This window comes from Paraburkholderia sp. CHISQ3, assembly GCF_030464945.1.
Classification (GTDB): Bacteria; Pseudomonadota; Gammaproteobacteria; order Burkholderiales; family Burkholderiaceae; genus Paraburkholderia; species Paraburkholderia megapolitana.
The window spans coordinates 113,090-130,228 of the sequence record NZ_JALPRG010000008.1 but is presented as its reverse complement, the minus strand read 5'-3'; the positions used below and the strand labels follow the sequence as shown (position 1 = coordinate 130,228).

The 17,139-nt window shown below is 63.8% G+C and carries 15 protein-coding genes; 12 read left to right on the top strand and 3 right to left on the bottom strand.

All coding sequences use genetic code 11. From position 1 onward, the window contains the following. The first annotated feature begins 271 nt into the window (after window positions 1-271). From M0D65_RS20145 to M0D65_RS20090, 12 genes are all read left to right on the top strand, one after another. Window positions 272-1,324, top strand: coding sequence for a LacI family DNA-binding transcriptional regulator (locus tag M0D65_RS20145; RefSeq protein ID WP_266254252.1), 1,053 nt, complete (start codon window positions 272-274; stop codon window positions 1,322-1,324). 113 nt (window positions 1,325-1,437) lie between these two features. Then, window positions 1,438-2,457 (top strand): ABC transporter substrate-binding protein, encoded by a 1,020-nt coding sequence (locus M0D65_RS20140; protein WP_266254251.1) that lies wholly within the window; start codon window positions 1,438-1,440, stop codon window positions 2,455-2,457. Between the two features lie 303 nt (window positions 2,458-2,760). Beyond that, complete coding sequence (locus M0D65_RS20135) at window positions 2,761-4,314, top strand: sugar ABC transporter ATP-binding protein (protein WP_266254427.1); 1,554 nt, start codon at window positions 2,761-2,763, stop codon at window positions 4,312-4,314. Continuing rightward, window positions 4,304-5,323 carry an ABC transporter permease gene (locus tag M0D65_RS20130; RefSeq protein ID WP_091019502.1) on the top strand — a complete coding sequence of 340 codons (1,020 nt, stop codon included), beginning with the start codon at window positions 4,304-4,306 and terminating at the stop codon, window positions 5,321-5,323. Before M0D65_RS20135 ends, M0D65_RS20130 begins: the two co-directional genes overlap by 11 nt. A gap of 36 nt (window positions 5,324-5,359) precedes the next feature. Further along, window positions 5,360-6,319 carry an ABC transporter permease gene (locus tag M0D65_RS20125; protein WP_266254250.1) on the top strand — a complete coding sequence of 320 codons (960 nt, stop codon included), beginning with the start codon at window positions 5,360-5,362 and terminating at the stop codon, window positions 6,317-6,319. An 88-nt stretch (window positions 6,320-6,407) separates the two neighbouring features. Further along, window positions 6,408-7,052, top strand: a complete 645-nt coding sequence (locus tag M0D65_RS20120; protein WP_266254249.1) for a LysE family translocator — start codon at window positions 6,408-6,410, stop codon at window positions 7,050-7,052. Window positions 7,053-7,420: 368 nt separating this feature from the next. After that, a complete protein-coding gene (locus M0D65_RS20115; protein WP_266254248.1) occupies window positions 7,421-8,191 on the top strand; it encodes a ferredoxin--NADP reductase in 771 nt (256 codons plus the stop codon). 416 nt (window positions 8,192-8,607) lie between these two features. After that, window positions 8,608-9,447, top strand: coding sequence for a sensor histidine kinase (locus M0D65_RS20110; protein WP_266254247.1), 840 nt, complete (start codon window positions 8,608-8,610; stop codon window positions 9,445-9,447). Then, window positions 9,444-10,100, top strand: coding sequence for a response regulator transcription factor RqpR (gene rqpR, locus M0D65_RS20105; RefSeq protein ID WP_091019493.1), 657 nt, complete (start codon window positions 9,444-9,446; stop codon window positions 10,098-10,100). Before M0D65_RS20110 ends, rqpR begins: the two co-directional genes overlap by 4 nt. Before the next feature lie 167 nt (window positions 10,101-10,267). Beyond that, window positions 10,268-11,665, top strand: coding sequence for an amino acid permease (locus M0D65_RS20100; protein ID WP_266254246.1), 1,398 nt, complete (start codon window positions 10,268-10,270; stop codon window positions 11,663-11,665). Window positions 11,666-11,841: 176 nt separating this feature from the next. After that, entirely contained in the window at window positions 11,842-12,429 is a 588-nt protein-coding gene (locus tag M0D65_RS20095; protein ID WP_266254245.1) for a CoxG family protein, read from the top strand. After that, a complete protein-coding gene (locus M0D65_RS20090) occupies window positions 12,402-13,424 on the top strand; it encodes an XdhC family protein (protein WP_266254244.1) in 1,023 nt (340 codons plus the stop codon). Before M0D65_RS20095 ends, M0D65_RS20090 begins: the two co-directional genes overlap by 28 nt. A gap of 67 nt (window positions 13,425-13,491) precedes the next feature. On the opposite strand, the gene M0D65_RS20085 is transcribed toward M0D65_RS20090, so the two are convergent. From M0D65_RS20085 to M0D65_RS20075, 3 genes are all read right to left on the bottom strand, one after another. Continuing rightward, entirely contained in the window at window positions 13,492-14,244 is a 753-nt protein-coding gene (locus M0D65_RS20085) for a PepSY-associated TM helix domain-containing protein (protein WP_266254243.1), read from the bottom strand. Between the two features lie 290 nt (window positions 14,245-14,534). Further along, entirely contained in the window at window positions 14,535-15,749 is a 1,215-nt protein-coding gene (locus M0D65_RS20080; RefSeq protein ID WP_266254242.1) for a CaiB/BaiF CoA-transferase family protein, read from the bottom strand. Between the two features lie 62 nt (window positions 15,750-15,811). Beyond that, the gene (locus M0D65_RS20075) at window positions 15,812-17,110 is read right to left on the bottom strand and encodes a CitMHS family transporter (protein WP_266254241.1); all 1,299 of its coding nucleotides are present in this window, start codon (window positions 17,108-17,110) and stop codon (window positions 15,812-15,814) included. Between the last annotated feature and the right edge of the window lie 29 nt (window positions 17,111-17,139).

The window sequence follows — 17,139 nt, the reverse complement described above, 5'->3', positions numbered from 1 at the left end:
ATAGAAACGGCGGTTGAGGGTCAGAAACGACCCGGCGCGACTGAGAATCGCACGACACAGCGGGATTGGTCAATATTATTAGTAATAAATTGTCATATGTTTCCAGTACACGGCGGCGCCCTGTAGAGCCATTTAGACGGGTTTTGGCGCGTTGCCGGGCGCATATTATTAGTGTTACCGTCAATCCAGCCGGTTTCCCGGCATTTCCTGCTCTTGCCGCCGCGCCCGCGCGGACAGCCTTATGAAGAAATCGACTCAACGCCGTCCTACGATGACTGACATCGCCAAACTCACCGGCGTGTCCCAATCTTCAGTCTCACTGGTGCTGAACAACGCGACGGGAGCCAAGTTCTCCGAAGCCACCCGCAACAAGGTGCTGAAGGCGGCCCACGATCTCGGCTACCGGCTCGCGACGCGCGCACCGGTCGCGCCATCCAAGGACGAACGCAACCTGATCGTCTACCTGGCCGACGAGATCTCGACGAGCCCGCACCCGGTCGTCAACATCGACGGCGCGCGCGACGCGGCCTACGCGAACGGCAAGATGCTCGCGGTCTACTCTACTCACGGCAACGCCGACATCGAACAGCAGGTGCTCGACACCGTACTCTCGAGCCCCAACGTGTTCGGCGTGGTCTACGCAACCGTCTACACGCGCAAGGTCAGCCTGCCGGCTGCGCTGTCGCGCGTGCCGACCGTGCTGCTGAACTGCTACACGAGCGAAGGAGGCCAGTCGTCGGTGGTGCCGGCCGAGGTGGCGGGCGGCCACATCGCGACCGAATACCTGCTGCGCGCCGGCCATCGGCGGATCGGCTACATCAACGGCGAGCCGTGGCAGGACGCGTCGAAAGACCGGCTGAAGGGCTACCGCACGGCGCTCGCCACCGCCGACCTGCCGTACACGCCCGAGCTGGTGCGCGACGGCGACTGGAGCTCCGGCACCGGCTTCGAGCAAACGTTGTCGTTGATGCGCGAGCCGAATCCGCCGTCCGCGATCTTCTGTGCGAACGACCTGATGGCGCTCGGCGCAATCGAAGCGCTCAAGCAGCTCGGCCACCGCGTGCCCGAAGACGTTTCGGTGCTCGGTTACGACGACCAGGAGATTGCGCGTCACACACATCCGGCACTATCCACGGTCGTGCTGCCCAACTACGAGCTGGGCCGCTGGGCCGTCGAAACCCTGCTGCAGGAAGAGCACAACCGTGCCGCCGGTGCCCCGGTGCGGCACCGCATGGTCAAACTCGATGGGCCGTTGGTCGAACGCAGCTCGGTGAGGGTAATTACCGAGGCGGAACAGCCCGTGATTAATATTATTAGTGATTGACCAATAATAATTTCGGGTGAAATAATCGGCGGGTCCGGGAATCTTCGCGTGGGGATGCGCCGGACCGCAACACCACAAAAGCACAAGCAACCCACCAGGCACTGGAGGAAGACATGGCGTCGCACAATCGGCAGTTGAGCCGTCTACGGGTTCGCCCGCTGGCCGGATCGTTTCAGGTACTGACACTCGCATTGACACTCGGTCTCGGGGCGGCCGCGGCACATGCCGACGACGCGCTCCCCAAGCTGCCGAACAAGACCCCGCTGAAAGTCGGCTTCGCACAGACCGAAAGCAATAACCCGTGGCGGCTTGCCGAAACGAAGAGCTTCAAGGACGTCGCCGCCAAATGCGGCTGGCAACTGGTGATGACCGACGCCAACAGCTCGAACTCGAAGCAGGTGTCCGATATTCAAAGCATGATCGCGCAGCACGTCGATCTGCTCGTGTTCCCGCCGCGCGAAGAAAAGCCGCTCGCACCGGTCGTGTTGCAGGCGAAGAAGGCCGGCATTCCGGTCATCCTCGTGGATCGCGATGTCGATCAGTCGGTGGCCAAAGCGGGTCGCGACTACATCACGTTCATCGGTTCGGACTTCATCGATCAGGGTCACCGCGCCGCCGACTGGCTCGTCAAGGCGACCGGCGGCAAGGCGAAGATCATCGAACTCGAAGGCACCACCGGCGCTTCGGCTGCCAACGATCGCAAGAAGGGCTTCGACGAAGTCATCGCGAAGAATCCAGGCATGCAGATCATCGCGTCGCAAAGCGGCGATTTCGCGCGCGATAAAGGCCGCCAGGTCATGGAGACGTTGTTGCAGGCGCATCCTGACGTGACCGCGGTATACGCGCACAACGACGAAATGGCGCTTGGTGCGATTGCCGCGATCAAGGCAGCCGGCAAGCAGCCGGGCAAGGACATCCAGATCGTGACGATCGACGGAACGAAGGGCGGCATGGACGCAATCGCCGCTGGCGAACTCGGCGCGAGCGTGCAGTCGAGCCCGTTCTTCGGTCCTCTGGCTTGCGATGTCGCGCAGCGCTATGCGAAGGGCGAAAAGATTCCGACGTGGGTGAAGGTCTCGGATCGCTTCTACGACAAGAGCAACGTGCAGCAGAGCATGCAGTACGGCTATTGATCGAAACGTAACGAGGTAACGCGGGGCCGGCGTGCAACGCGACCCGCTCCGCGGTTCACGGGCAGTGCGTGAGCGGAGAGCGTCGAGCGCTCCGCTGACGGGAAGGTTGGAAGCGGCGCGCCCGCAACAGGCGTAGAGCATCGCGCGGGCCGCCGCTTCGCTTTGTCCGGCGTACCATCATCTTGCGGCGCGGCCAGTGTGCCTGCCGCGCGAAATACAGCATCGCATCCGGAGGACCCCGTGACGGCATCCGCCAGCCAGGCGCCACCCTCTCCAGACTTGCTTCGTTCGCCGCTGCTGGATATGCAGGACATCCAGATCAGCTTCGGCGGCGTGCCCGCATTGCGCGGCGCGAACCTGAGCGTCGCAGCCGGCGAAGTGCACGCGCTGATCGGTCAGAACGGCGCCGGCAAGTCGACCATGATCAAGATCCTGACGGGCGCGTACCGGCGCACCGGCGGGAGCGTGCGCTTCGAAGGTCGCGAGATCGATTTCCGCAGCCCGAAGGCCGCGCGCGAAGCGGGCATCAGCACGATCTACCAGGAGATCAACCTGGTGCCGTTCCGCTCGGTGGCGGAAAACATTTTTCTCGGCCGCGAGCCGCGTCGTTTCGGTTTGATCGACTGGCGCACGGTGCAGCGCCGTGCCGCCGAGCTGCTCGAATCGTTTGGTTTGCAGGTCGATGTGAAGAAGCCGGCCGGCAGCTATTCGACGGCGATCCAGCAGATGGTCGCGCTGGCGCGTGCTGTTTCGGCGGACGCGAAGATGGTGATCATGGACGAGTCCACGTCGTCGCTCGACGAGCGCGAAGTGGAACTGCTCTTCACCGTCGTGCGCAAGCTGCGCGACGACGGCCGCGCGGTCATCTTCGTGTCGCACCGGCTCGATGAGCTGTATGCGCTCTGCGATCGCGTCACGGTGATGCGCGACGGACAGACCGTCGCACAAAGCACGATGGCCAACATGGACAAGCGCCAGCTCGTCACGACGATGCTCGGCCGTACGCTCGCCGCCGTCGTGGAAGGCGATACCGCCGAACGTGAAGTGCATCTCGCGCGTCGCGGCGAAGCGGCGATCAGCGTGCGCAAGGTCGGCGCGCGGCCGCTCGTCAACGATGTCTCGCTTGACGTGCATCGTGGCGAAGCCGTCGGACTTGCCGGGCTGCTCGGCTCGGGACGTACGGAGACGATGCGTCTGATGTTCGGTGCCGATCCGCTCGAACGCGGCACGGTCGAGATCGGCGGCGAAACGGTCGCCTTGAAATCGCCGCAGGATGCGATTGCGCGCGGCCTCGCGTATCTGACCGAAGACCGCAAGGGCGACGGCATCGTGCCCGAGCTGTCGGTACGCGACAACCTCACGCTCGTGTGCCTGCGCACGCTCGCGAAGCACGGCATCGTCGACCGGAAACAGCAGCAGGCGATCGTCGAGCGCTTCGTCGCATCGCTTGGCATCAAGCTGCGCAGTCCAGATCAACCGATCCGCGAGCTCTCGGGCGGCAATCAGCAAAAGGTATTGCTCGCGCGCTGGCTGGCCGCGCAACCGACGCTGCTGCTGCTCGACGAACCGACGCGCGGCATCGACGTCGGCGCCAAAGCGGACGTCGCGAAGATCGTGCGCGATCTGCGCGATGCGGGCCTTGCGGTGTTGCTGTCCGCATCCGAACTCGAAGAACTGACCGCCGTTGCCGACCGCGCGGTCGTGATCCGCGATGGCCGCACGGTCGCCGAACTGAATGGTGCTGCAATGAGCGAAACCGCAATCATGGACGCCATTGCGTGGGGCAGCGAAGGCCAGTCGGCACTGGCGGAAGCGGTAGACGCCGCGCACCCGGAGGACAGCCGGCATGGCTCATGATTCGTTGCGCAACGACAGCGCAGCTCCGCTTGCTACTGCAACCGCTGCTGCACCTTCTGCGCCGGCAGCGGCGGTGAAGAAACGTCACCGGCTCACGATCCAGCGCGAGATCGCCGTGCTGCTCGCGATGCTCGTCTTCAATCTCATCTTCACGCCGCACTTCTGGTCGCTGCAAACCTTCAACGTCAACCTGACCCAGGTCGTGACGATCGTGATCGTCGGTATCGGCATGACGCTGGTGGTCGCGACGGGGGGTATCGATCTGTCGGTTGGGGCATCGATGGCGATCGCCGGTGCGCTCGCGCCGATGCTGTTCATGCATATCGACGGCGCGCTCGGCATCGCGCTCGCGTTCGTGTTGCCGGTGCTGGCCGCAGCGGTATGCGGCACGTTCAACGGGTTGCTGGTCACGCGATTATCGGTGCAGCCAATCGTCGCCACGTTAGTGCTATTCATCGCCGGACGCGGCATCGCGCAGGTCGTCACCGACGGCAGCCTGCAGGCGTTCGACAACCCCGCGTTCCAGTGGATCGCACTCGGCAAGGTCGCGGGCGTGCCGTTCCAGGTGCTGCTGATGTTCGCGCTCGTCGCGCTGTTCGCGTGGATCGTGCGCAAGACGCTGTTCGGGCAGTACCTGCTCGTCACCGGCGGCAACGAGAAAGCGGCGTATCTGTGCGGTATTCCGACTTCGCGTACGAAGCTGATCGCGTACACGATCTGCGCGGGTCTCGCGGGTCTCGCCGGCCTGATTTCGATTTCGGTGAACTCGTCGTCCGATGCGAATGTGGTCGGGCTCGGCATCGAACTCGATGCGATCGCGGCAGTCGCGGTGGGCGGTACGGCGTTGACGGGTGGGAAGGCGTATATCGGCGGGACGCTGATCGGCGCGCTGATCATCCAGTTGCTGCGCTACACGCTGCTCGCGCACGGTATCCCCGATGCGGCGGCGCTCGTCGTGAAGGCTGCAATCATCGTCGCGGCGGTGTATGTGCAGCGGCGCTCGCGCTGATATCGCCCGACCACGACGCTCCAGGAATTGATCCCGATGAAAAAGAACCTGCCCATCCTGATCGCACTCGCCGCGCTCGTCGTATTCGGCGTCGTGCGCTATCCCGACTTCGCGTCCGCATACAACCTCACGACCATCTGGCGTTACAACTCGATGTTCGCGCTGATCTCGATCGGCATGGCGTTCGTGATCATCACCGGCGGCATCGATCTGTCGGTCGGCACGGTTGCGGCGCTCGCCAGCGTCGTGGCAGCGCTGGCGAGCCCGTGGGGCGGCTGGGTTGCCGTACTTGCCGGCGCGGCGGCGGGTGCGGCAGTCGGTGTGCTGAACGGACTGATCATCACGCGACTGAAGATCCTGCCGTTCATCACGACGCTCGCGACGAGCCTCGGCGCGCACGGCGTTGCGTTGCTGCTGGGCAAGAACGACGCGGTGTCGATCGCCGCCGATACGAACTTCGGCAACTTCGGTCAGGGCGACCTGTTCGGCCTGCCGATTCCCGGACTCGTTGCACTCGCAGCTGCGATCGCGGGCTGGCTCGCGCTGCGCAGTACGCGCTTTGGACGACATTCGCTGGCGATCGGCGGCAGCGAGGAAGCGGCGCGGTTGATGGGGCTTAACGTCGATCGCACGCTGGTCACGGCCTATGCGGTGAGCGGTTTGCTCGCGGGGCTAGCCGGCGTGATCCTCGCCGCGCAGTTCGGCGCCGGGCAGCCTAACGAGGGTGTGGGCTGGGAGCTGTTCGCGATCTCGGCGGTGGTGCTTGGCGGCACGCTGCTGACGGGCGGCGAAGGATCGATCGCGATGACGATTGCGGGCGTGGCGCTACTTGGTCTCGTGTTCAATCTGCTGAACTTCGAGAACGGGCTGGGCTTCGTCAGTCTTTCTGCGTACTGGCAGTCGGTGATACGCGGCGTGTTCCTGCTGCTCGTGATCGTGCTGCAGGCGCGGGTGCTGAAGCAGCGTGGGCGGAAAACGGTGGCAGCTGGAGGGTAGGGGTTTGGGCATGACGCCTGCCCCGCTCGCGGGTAAGATTGCCTTTCCTCTCCGCGCGGCCGCCGTCCGCACCATACCGCCCACCGACATGCACCAGCCCTATGTTCTGATCCTGCTGCAGATCGCCGCCGTCTACCTCGTCGCGACGATAAGCCCCGGCCCGAATTTCTTCATGATCACGCAGTTGTCGCTCGCCGGGCGACGCGGACTCGGCGCGGTGTCCGCGCTTGGCGTCGGCACGGCCTCGGCGATCTGGGTCGCGCTCGCGATGCTAGGTCTCGCCACGGTGCTGCAGAAAATCGACTGGCTGTACAACGGCATCCGCATCGCGGGTGCGCTGTATCTGATCTACTTCGGCATCAAGCTGCTGCGCGCGAGCATGCAGCGCGACGATGCCTCCGCACCAGTTGCCGCGCCGCCGCCTGAAGCGACTCCGCAGGCGTATTTCCGCGCCTGGCGCTCGGGTCTGTTCACCTGTCTCACGAACCCGAAATCCTGTGCGTTCTGGACCAGTGTCTTCGCGACCATGTTCCCTCCGCACCCGCCGGTCTGGTTCTACGGCGTCGTACTCGCGATGATCGCGACGATGTCGGTGAGCTGGTACGGCAGCGTCGCCCTGATGTTCGCCACCGAACGCACGCAGCGCGGCTACCGGCGGCTGCGCCGGCCTATCGACGGCGTGTGCGGCGCGGTGCTGGTTGGCCTTGGAGCGAAACTGGCGGCGGATAGCTAGGCAGGTTCTGCGCTGCCAGGCGCCGCGACGGTCGGCTCGGCGGCACGGCGGCCCGATCCCGGCAAGGGTGCCGCTCATCGAGCGTGGAAATCGCCGCTTTCCAGGCGTTTCCCCATTAGATTCAAGGCCTTTGCCGTCCCGCCAGCAGGGTCAATGCTGCGCCGCACGACCGCTTTCGGTATCATCGCAAGATTCTGCGGCCCCCCGCCCTACGCCCCGCCCAGTCACCGCCCAGCGACCCACCGGCAGCAGGCGCGGTAGAATGGCGGATTGCGCATCGCTGCTATTTCCGCATGCGCGCATGCATCGCCCTTGCCGTGCCCGACGTCCAGTCCAATCTGGCCGCCTTCTTTTTTGCACCCAAAGCCATGAGCAACCTGACTCACCAAACCGTTCTGAGCGTCCACCACTGGACCGACACGCTGTTCAGCTTCACCTGCACGCGCGACCCCGCACTGCGCTTCGAAAACGGCCAGTTCACGATGGTCGGCCTCGAAGTCGCAGGCAAACCGCTGATCCGCGCCTACAGCATGGCGAGCGCCAACTACGAAGAACACCTCGAGTTCCTCAGCATCAAGGTGCAGGACGGTCCGCTGACGTCGCGTCTGCAGCATCTGAAGGTGGGCGACCAGGTGCTGATCGGCAAGAAGCCGACCGGCACGCTGATGGCCGATAACCTGCTGCCCGGCAAGACGCTGTGGCTGCTGTCCACAGGCACGGGTCTCGCGCCGTTCATGTCGATCATCAAGGACCCGGAAGTGTACGAGCGCTACGAAAAGGTCGTGCTCACGCATACGTGTCGCTTCGTCGACGAGCTCGCGTACAAGGAATACATCACCGAAGACCTGCACAATCACGAGTACCTCGGCGAAGTCGTCCGCGAAAAGCTCGTGTACTACCCGACGGTCACACGCGAAACATTCCAGAACCGCGGTCGCATCACCGAACTGATCGACACGAAAAAGCTCTTCGAAGACCTCGACGTGCAGCCGTTCTCGATCGAGCGCGACCGCGTCATGCTGTGCGGCAGCCCGCACATGCTGCGCGACACGCGCGAACTGCTCGATAGCCTTGGGTTCAAGGAAGGCAGCAATAACGAGCCGGGGCATTACGTCGTGGAAAAGGCGTTCGTCGGCTGAGGCCGACCGCTCGCTTGCAGCGAAACTGCTCGGGGCCATTGCGGCCCCTTCGTCACCGCAAAACCGGAGCCTCGCGCTCCGGTTTTTGTTTGTGCGGCGCCATTGGCGTGCTTCTGCCGGCGGCAACCGGCGTAGTTACAAATTCGACTTCAGGATTTAACCTTTCTTGTTGGCGTTTTTCTGACATCCCACTCTTTGACAAACCTTAGACTTTACGCGAAGACCACGCTCTAAGCCTTGCTACATCGGTATTCCTGGTTTTTTTCGGATATCATCGCGGCTCAGCGACGATAGTCAGAATCCCCACCAGGGTTAGATCCGATTTGTTGCTAAATGTAAATTTCGTTACGCTCCAACGTAACAATTGTCCGTCAAGTCGTACAAGCAACGGGCATGTCTGGGGGCTAGAGGTTCGCATGCGTTCTTTTGTCTGCACCGCCGATGACGAACTCATCCGACTGCGCAAACGCGTGCGCGAGCTGGCCGCCGAACTCGTCGGTGCGCAGGAAGCCGCACGTCGCCATCTCGCGCGCGAACTGCACGACGGCGTGGGCGCCGAGCTCACCGCCAGCCGTTTTGCGCTTGCCGGTGTCGATACCTGGCTGCCCGCCGATGCGCCGCCGCAATGCGCGGCCTCACTCGCCGTTGCGAACCGTTCGCTCGACGCCGCCTGCGAAGCGACGCGCCAGGCGGTCGCCGGCCTGCATGCACCGTCACTGGAAGCCGGTATCGTCGCCACGCTCGCACAATGGGCCGGCGGCTTCGCGACCCGCACCGGCCTGCGCACGAGCTTCGTCTGTACCGCCGACGTGCGCCTCACCCGCCTTCCCGCCGACGCAACGCTCGCCGTGTTCCGCGTCGCCCAGGAAGCGCTGAACAACACAGCCCGGCACGCCCACGCATCGTGCGCGAACGTGCGCATCGAGACCAATCGCCGGTATCTGACGCTGGCTATCAGCGACGACGGTATCGGCCTGCCGCGCGACGCACGCCGTCGGCGCGGCGAAGCGCAGGGTCATTTCGGTGTGGCCGGTATGCGGGCGCGCTGCGAGGCGTTCGGCGGCACGCTGCGTGTCAGCAGCGCGCGCGAAGCGGCGGACGGCAAGGCGCGCGGCACGACGGTGCGCGCCCGTTTCGCGTGGGACGCGTTACTCGCGCTTATGCCGCCCCTCACGCCGCCGGTCGCGCCACACGCTCCGCACACCTCCTCGCCGCACGCTGCCGCACGGCGCTCAAGCGCAGGCAGACCGTCATGAGCCTGCGCATTCTGCTCGCCGACGATCACGCCGTCGTCCGCCAGGGCGTCCGTCATCTGCTGCTCGACCGCGGCATCGCCATCGAAGTCGCCGAAGCGCAAACCGGCGCCGAAGCGCTCGCAAGCGTGGCGAAGCAGGCCTACGACGTCATCCTGCTCGACATCTCGCTGCCCGACATGAACGGCGTCGAAGTGCTCAAGCGGATCAAGCGCAAGACACCGCGCGTACCGGTGCTGATGTTCTCGATGTATCGCGAGGACCAGTACGCGGTGCGGGCGCTGAAGGCCGGCGCGGCGGGCTATCTGTCGAAAACTGTCGATGCCGCACAGATGATCGGCGCGATCCAGCAAGTCGCCGCCGGCCGCAAGTACGTGAGCCCCGCGATGGCCGAGGCGCTCGCCAACTACGTGTCGTTCGACGGCGAACAGCTGCCGCACGAAAAGCTCTCCGATCGCGAATACCAGACGCTCTGCATGCTCGCCTCGGGCCAGCGGCTGACCGACATCGCGCAAACGCTGTCGCTGTCGGTCAAGACAGTTAGCGTGTACCGCACACGCCTGCTGGAGAAGATGCGCCTCAGCAATAACGCCGAACTCACCTTCTACGTGATGAGCAACCGCCTCGTCGACCTGAATCCGGCAATGACTGCCTGAGTGAGTCTTCCCTAACCCCGCGCGGCAATGCTGTCGCCGCTGCGGCCCTCGCCCAGGTCACACCGCGATACGCGTACCCAGCAAGCATGCCGCTACACATCCGCTAGAATTGACGGTTTCCCGACATTCGGCGCGCAATAAGCGTGCTTTACAGGAGACCCTCGCCAATGTCCCTCTTCCGCAAGAAGAACGTCGAGCAGATGCTCGCCGGCGCCCAGAGCGCCGGACTCAAGAAAGCGCTCGGCGCACTCGATCTGACCTTCCTCGGTGTCGGCGCGATCATCGGTACCGGCATTTTCGTGCTGACGGGCACGGGCGCCGTGCAGGCCGGCCCGGCGCTGATGCTGTCGTTCCTCATTGCGGCGGTGGCATGCGGCTTCGCCGCGCTGGCCTACGCGGAATTCGCCTCGACGATTCCGGTGGCCGGCTCAATCTATACGTATTCGTATGCGACGCTCGGCGAACTGGCCGCGTGGATCATCGGCTGGGATCTGATGCTCGAATACGGGCTTGCCACCTCTGCCGTATCGGTGGGCTGGTCGGGCTATCTGCAGTCGCTGCTGCACGGCTTCGGCATCTCGCTGCCCGACGTGCTGACGGCCGCGCCCGGCGCGGTGCCAGGCGTCCACACACTGTTCAACCTGCCGGCCTTCCTCGTGATGATGGCGATTACCGCGCTGCTGTCGGTCGGCGTGCGCGAATCGACTCGCGTGAACAACATCATGGTCTCGATCAAGGTCGTCGTCGTGCTGCTGGTGATCGCAGTGGGCGTCTTCCACGTCACGCCCGCGAACTGGCATCCGTTCATGCCGAACGGCTGGAACGGCGTGTTCGGCGCCGCTGCCGTGATGTTCTTCGCGTTTATCGGCTTCGATGCAGTGTCGTCGGCGGCGGAGGAAGTGAAGAATCCGAAGCGCGACTTGCCGGTCGGCATCATCGCGTCGCTCGGCGTATGCGCGGTGCTGTACGTCGCGGTCGCGGCTGTCGTGACCGGCATCGTGCCGTACGCGCAGTTCGCCAACATCTCGCACCCGGTGTCGTACGCGCTGCAGGTAGCCGGCCAGCCCTGGGTGGCCGGCTTCATCGATCTCGGCGCCGTGCTCGGCATGCTGACCGTGATTCTCGTGATGGCCTACGGCCAGACGCGCGTGATCTTCGCAATGTCGCGCGACGGGCTGCTGCCCGCGGTGCTGTCGCGCGTGCATCCGCGCTTTGCGACGCCGTTCTTCACGACGTGGCTGGTCGGCATTTTCTTCGGTTTGATCGGCGCGCTGGTGCCGCTGAACGTGCTGGCCGAACTGATCAACATCGGCACGCTCGCGGCATTCTCGATGGTATCGGTCGCGGTACTGATCCTGCGCAAGACGCACCCGGAGCTGCCGCGCGCATTCCGTTGCCCCGGCGTACCGGTCGTGCCGGTGCTGGCCGTCGCGTCGTGCCTGTTCCTGATGCTCAACCTGCAACGGATCACGTGGATCGCCTTCGTCGCCTGGCTCGTGATCGGCATGGTGATTTACTTCGGCTATTCGCGACGCCATTCGAAGCTGGCCGAGGGCAATCGCTAGCGCGCACACTGCGAGGGCGCGGTCCTCGCGACGCCGGCGCATGTCGACATGCGCCGGCCGGTTCATAATCTCCACAGCCTTGCAGCGTCCGGCTGCGCTCTCGCGCCTCACGTGCATGCGCCGCCGCGTGCCCCTCGTGCCGCCGTGCGAGCCACGCCATCCGGAGGAACCCCGTCATGGAACTGACCGAGAGCTACACGCTGCCCGTCTCCCAGCAGCGCGCCTGGGAAGCGCTCAACGATACGACGATCCTGCGTGCGTCGATTCCCGGTTGCGACCGCATCGAAGTGGAACAGCAAAACGTGTTCGCGCTGTCGATGAGCGTCACGGTCGGCCCAGTGAAAGTGCACTTCAAAGGCCGCTTGCGTCTCACCGACATCGACGCGCCGCGCTCCTATACGATCGTCTTCGAAGGCCAGGGCGGTACGGCCGGCTTTGGTAGCGGCGCCGCGCACATCACGCTCGAATCCGTCGGCGACGACACCACGAAGCTCTCGTACACCGCAAGCGCGCACATGGGCGGCAAGCTTGCGCAGATCGGCTCGCGGATCCTCGGCGGTGCGGTACGCAAGATCGTGGGTGAATTTTTTCGCCGCTTCGGTGGCCAGGTAAGCGGCACGCGCACTGCGCCGGTTGCCGACGCGACAGCCGATGCTGCGGCACAATTGCACCATTCCGCGAACCGGTCCGCCGACGGCGGCCAGATGGAAGAGCCTCAATCGGAGAGGAAAAAATCATGGACAGCGTCGACCTCGAAGTCCTGAAGTCCAGTGAACGCTGGCTGGAGCAGGGACACCGCGCGCTGCTGGTAACGGTCGTGAAGACGTGGGGCTCGTCGCCGCGTCCGGAAGGCGCGATGCTCGCGATACGCGACGACGGCCTGGTGGTCGGCTCGGTATCGGGTGGCTGCATCGAAGACGATCTGATCGATCGCGTGCGTCAGCGCGGCATCGAGCAGACTTTGCCAGAAGCGGTGAAGTACGGCATCACCGCAGAAGAAGCACATCGTTTCGGCCTGCCGTGCGGCGGCACGATCCAGCTCGTGCTCGAGCCGCTGACGCAGGCGAGCGGCATCGCTACGCTATGTCGTTCGGTGGAAGAGGGCCGGCTCGTCGCGCGCTCGGTCGATATGGCGAGCGGCACGGTGCGGCTCGACACCGCGCAGGCCACCGACGGCATCGACTTCGACGGGACACGTCTTTTGACCATTCACGGTCCGCGCTACCGCATGCTTGTGATCGGCGCGGGGCAACTGTCGCGCTACCTGTGCAATATCGCCGTCGGTCTCGACTACCAGGTAACCGTCTGCGATCCGCGCGAAGAGTACACGGACGAGTGGAACATACCGGGCACGAAGATTGTTCGCACGATGCCCGACGACACCGTGCTCGACATGCGGCTCGACGAACGCTGCGCCGTGATTGCGCTCACACACGATCCGAAGCTCGACGATCTCGCGCTGATGGAAGCGTTGAAGACGCCCGCGTTCTATGTCGGCGCGCTCGGTTCGCGACGCAACAACGCGGCGCGGCGCGAGCGTCTGAAGGAATTCGATCTGAACGATACCGAGCTGGCCCGGTTGCATGGACCGGTCGGTATTTATATCGGCAGCCGTACACCGCCGGAGATCGCGGTGTCGATTCTTGCGGAGGTGACGGCGGCGAAGAACGGCGTGTCGCTGCCGACGCTGCTGCAGGTGGAAGGCGCGAAGGCGGCCCGCGAGGTGGCCGCCAGTGGTGGAGCGACCTGCAGCGTGTAAGTGGTTTGCCGCACGCACGGCTTTGCAACGCAGACTCGTCACGCCACGCAGAAACGAGTCCGCTCCATCACAGCAACCCAAGCGCCACCGCAGCGATCAGCGACCCAAGCACCAGCACGACGCCGACGGTACGGCGCTTGTTCAACTCAGTCCACAGCAGCACGCCCGTCAGCGAAAGCAGGATCATCCCACCGGCAAGCGTATCGACGAGCAGCACCCAGCCGATGCTGAGCCCAACCCCGCGATGCAGGTTATTCATCGTCGTAAGAAACGAATTCTGCGTGCGCTTGACCGACACATAGCCGTTGCCGACCCAGTACTCGGCCTGCACGTTCTGCCGCGTACCGAAGATACCAACCTGCCAGAACTCCGGCTGCACGGCGCTGCGGTCGCCCCATGCCACCGGGTGCGAGGGCTCGCGACGCGGCTTGCTCGGCTTACCGTCGAGATGCAGTTCGCCCTGCAGCCAGTGCGCCATATCGAGCGGCGATTCGAGCTTGCGAGCCGGTAGCGGAATTTGCAGCTGTTCGACCTGCGGCTCGCCCGACGACACCTTCAGCGGACCGGCGCGGTGATTCAGCAGAAAGCCGGTCACGCCGAACAGCAGCCCCAACACCGCGCCCCACAAGCCGACCCAGCCGTGCACCTTGCGCAGCCACTTGATGAAGGTTGCGCGACGCGAACGGCGTTGCCGCGCAAGGCGCTGCACGTCGTCGACGAGGTGGTGGCCATGTGCACCCGACTGCGGCGTCGGCACAGGGTGATACGTCGTGCCGGCACGCGTAGCGGAAGGGATATCGATTGGTTCGGGCGCGTTCACGGAACTCCAGGCACAGCGGCTTCGGCGCACGGCCTGGGCGCGCGCTATCGCGCAGCCTGACCGGCATTCAATGGAATAAACGGGTGGATCGGACCGGTCGCAGCGCGTTTCGGCAGACAAACAAGGAATACCGATGAAGTGTCTGAACGGCTGCGGGGTCCGGCAAGGTACTGGCTGGCGCTCACCGCGAAACAGTGAGGGGCTGGCTACGCCTCAAATGAGAACGGCTATCATTACACAGGCTTACGATTTTCTCAATCGCGGCGCATACGTCGGGTGAGATATCGGTGTTATCGGTTGAGACTGGTTGCGCCCGAGGCCTCGAGTGCAGCGATTTCATCCGCTGAATATCCCAGTTCCTCAAGTACCGACAACGAATGCTCGCCTAGCCGCGGCGAAGGAGACGCATCGGTACATGTGCTGCGCGACCATGTGGTGGGGTTGCCGAGCTCAAGCACGCGCCCTTCCGACGGGTGTTCAGACTGCTTGATGAATTCCACTGCGTTCAGGTGTGGATCGTCCAGCAGATCGTACGGTGAGTTCATTGGCATGTTCGGGATATCGGCCGTGTCGAGCAGTTCGCGCCATTCGTTCGTCGTGCGCGTGACCATGATTTCCGCTAGTTCCGCATAGACCTCGTCGATGTGCTGCGCTCGACTCGTCTGGCTCGAGAAGCGGCTGTCGCGCTCGAACTGTTCGCTCCTGTTAATCGCCGCAAAGAACGCTCGCCAATGTTTATCGTTGTAGACGAGCACGCAAAGATAGCCATCTTTCGTTCGATACGGCCGCCGGTTCGCGGTCAGTAATCGCGCATAACCGGGATCGCCTTCGGGAGGATCGAAACTCAAGCCGCCAAGATGATCGCCCAGTACGAACTGCACCATCGTCTCGAACATCGGCACGACGATCGCCTGCCCGATGCCCGAACGCTCGCGCTCGTAGAGAGCGGCCGTTACCGCGTACACCGCATGAAGACCCGTCACGCGATCCGCGAGTGTCGTCGGTACGTAACATGGCTCGCCGATCCCATAGCGCGTCATCAACCACGGTAATCCCGCCGCGCCCTGGATCAAGTCGTCGTAGGCGGGTTTGGACGCATAGGGTCCCGTCTGTCCGAAACCGCAGCACGACACGTGGATGAGACGTGGATTGCGCGCGCGCAACGACTCGTAATCGAGACCGAGACGCGCGAGCGCGTTGGGACGCACGTTGGATATCAGCACGTCGTGTGTGTCGACGAGCTTCAGCGCGACCCCGCGCGCAGCCTGCTGCTTGAGATCGAGCACCAGACTGCGTTTGCCCCGGTTCGCATGCAGAAACATATGACCCATGCCGGTGTGACGCATGGGCCCGATATGGCGCAGGTTGTCCCCCTCAGGCGACTCGATCTTGGTCACCTCGGCACCGAGCGACGCCAGAATCTGCGTCGCAAACGGCCCCATCACCACCGACGTAAGATCAAGCACCTTGATGCCCGCGAGCGGCCCGGTTCGTTCGATATTCACTGGGCGATCTCCGTGGCGCGGGCTCGTAAGCCCGCCATCGTGTGAGTCATTTCAACCATCCTTCAGAGCGGAAACGTGCCGACAATCACCGCGGCAAAAGTCATGACGACCGATGCACCGAACAGAAACGGGATCGAAAACTTCTGGTGCTCGGAAAGCTCGACACCGGCGAGACCGACGAGCAGAAAAGTGGCCGGCGTGAGTGGACTCACCGGAAAACCTGTCGTCATCTGTCCAAGCAGTGCGGCCTGTCCCACCTGGATTGGCGATACGCCGAGTTGATGAGCCGCACCTGCCACGACGGGCAGAATGCCGAAGTAAAACGAATCCGGATCGAAGATCAGACTGAGCGGCATCGAGAGCAGTCCGATGATGAACGGAATATGACTCGCATGTTCGGCGGGGATGAAGTGGACGGCGGCGCGGGCCATCGCGTCCAGCATGCCGGTTCCGGACATGATGCCGGTGAAGGCGCCCGCCGCCAGCAGCACGCTCGCCATCAAAAGCGCTGCGCCTGCGTGCGCATCGACCCGGCGGCGTTGCTCGTCCACGTTCGGGTAATTCAGAAACAGCGCGATCACTGTACCGACCATGAACATGACGACCGGTTCTACCTTCCCGCTGATCATCGTGGCCATCACGACGACCGTGAGAATCAGATTCGGCCAGAAGCGAGCGGGCCGACGCAATGCGCGCTCCTGTTCCGTCAGTTCGCGCACGGGCATTGCAATAGAACGACCGTCGCGTACGAGCCCGAGGCGACGCTCCTCGCGCTTGCCGAGTCCGTAGGCAGTCGCAAACACGAACGCAAGGCCGACGATCTGTACCGGAATGAGCGGCACGAAGATCTCGGCCGCCGGTATGTGCAGTGCGACCGACGCGCGAATCATCACCCCCGTCCAGGGCAGGAAATTCACGCCCGCAGCCAGCGCCGCGGTACACGTGAGCAGGCGCTTATCCATACCGAGCCGGTCATAAACGGGCAGCATGGCAGGCACGGTGATCAGAAAGCAGACGGCACCGGACCCGTCGAGATGAATGAGAAGCGCAAGGAGCGCCGTGCCCATCAGGATGCGTGTCGGGCGCACACCCACCGTACGCAGGATTCGGTCGATGATCGGATCCAGCATGCCGGCATCGGTCACGATGCCGAAGAAGACGATCGCAAAGATAAACATACCGACCACAGGTGCGACGCTTTGAATCCCCTTGACGATGAACGTCGTCGTCTGCAGTCCAAAGCCGCCCATTAACGCGGCGACGATCGGCACGACGATGAGTGCTGCGAGGGGCGACATCCTTCTCGTCAGAATCAAGGTGGTGAGCGTCACTACTGAAACAAGCCCGATGATGGCGAGCATGCCGTCTCCTTTCGCGCGTCTTGAGCGTC

Excerpts from the sequence above, each read along its gene's own strand:
- M0D65_RS20145 (WP_266254252.1), top strand. The coding sequence starts at position 272 with ATGACTGACATCGCCAAACTCACCGGCGTGTCCCAATCTTCAGTCTCA.
- M0D65_RS20140 (WP_266254251.1), top strand. The coding sequence starts at position 1,438 with ATGGCGTCGCACAATCGGCAGTTGAGCCGTCTACGGGTTCGCCCGCTG.
- M0D65_RS20135 (WP_266254427.1), top strand. The coding sequence starts at position 2,761 with ATGCAGGACATCCAGATCAGCTTCGGCGGCGTGCCCGCATTGCGCGGC.
- M0D65_RS20130 (WP_091019502.1), top strand. The coding sequence starts at position 4,304 with ATGGCTCATGATTCGTTGCGCAACGACAGCGCAGCTCCGCTTGCTACT.
- M0D65_RS20125 (WP_266254250.1), top strand. The coding sequence starts at position 5,360 with ATGAAAAAGAACCTGCCCATCCTGATCGCACTCGCCGCGCTCGTCGTA.
- M0D65_RS20120 (WP_266254249.1), top strand. The coding sequence starts at position 6,408 with ATGCACCAGCCCTATGTTCTGATCCTGCTGCAGATCGCCGCCGTCTAC.
- M0D65_RS20115 (WP_266254248.1), top strand. The coding sequence starts at position 7,421 with ATGAGCAACCTGACTCACCAAACCGTTCTGAGCGTCCACCACTGGACC.
- M0D65_RS20110 (WP_266254247.1), top strand. The coding sequence starts at position 8,608 with ATGCGTTCTTTTGTCTGCACCGCCGATGACGAACTCATCCGACTGCGC.
- rqpR (WP_091019493.1), top strand. The coding sequence starts at position 9,444 with ATGAGCCTGCGCATTCTGCTCGCCGACGATCACGCCGTCGTCCGCCAG.
- M0D65_RS20100 (WP_266254246.1), top strand. The coding sequence starts at position 10,268 with ATGTCCCTCTTCCGCAAGAAGAACGTCGAGCAGATGCTCGCCGGCGCC.
- M0D65_RS20095 (WP_266254245.1), top strand. The coding sequence starts at position 11,842 with ATGGAACTGACCGAGAGCTACACGCTGCCCGTCTCCCAGCAGCGCGCC.
- M0D65_RS20090 (WP_266254244.1), top strand. The coding sequence starts at position 12,402 with ATGGACAGCGTCGACCTCGAAGTCCTGAAGTCCAGTGAACGCTGGCTG.
- M0D65_RS20075 (WP_266254241.1), bottom strand. The coding sequence starts at position 17,110 with ATGCTCGCCATCATCGGGCTTGTTTCAGTAGTGACGCTCACCACCTTG.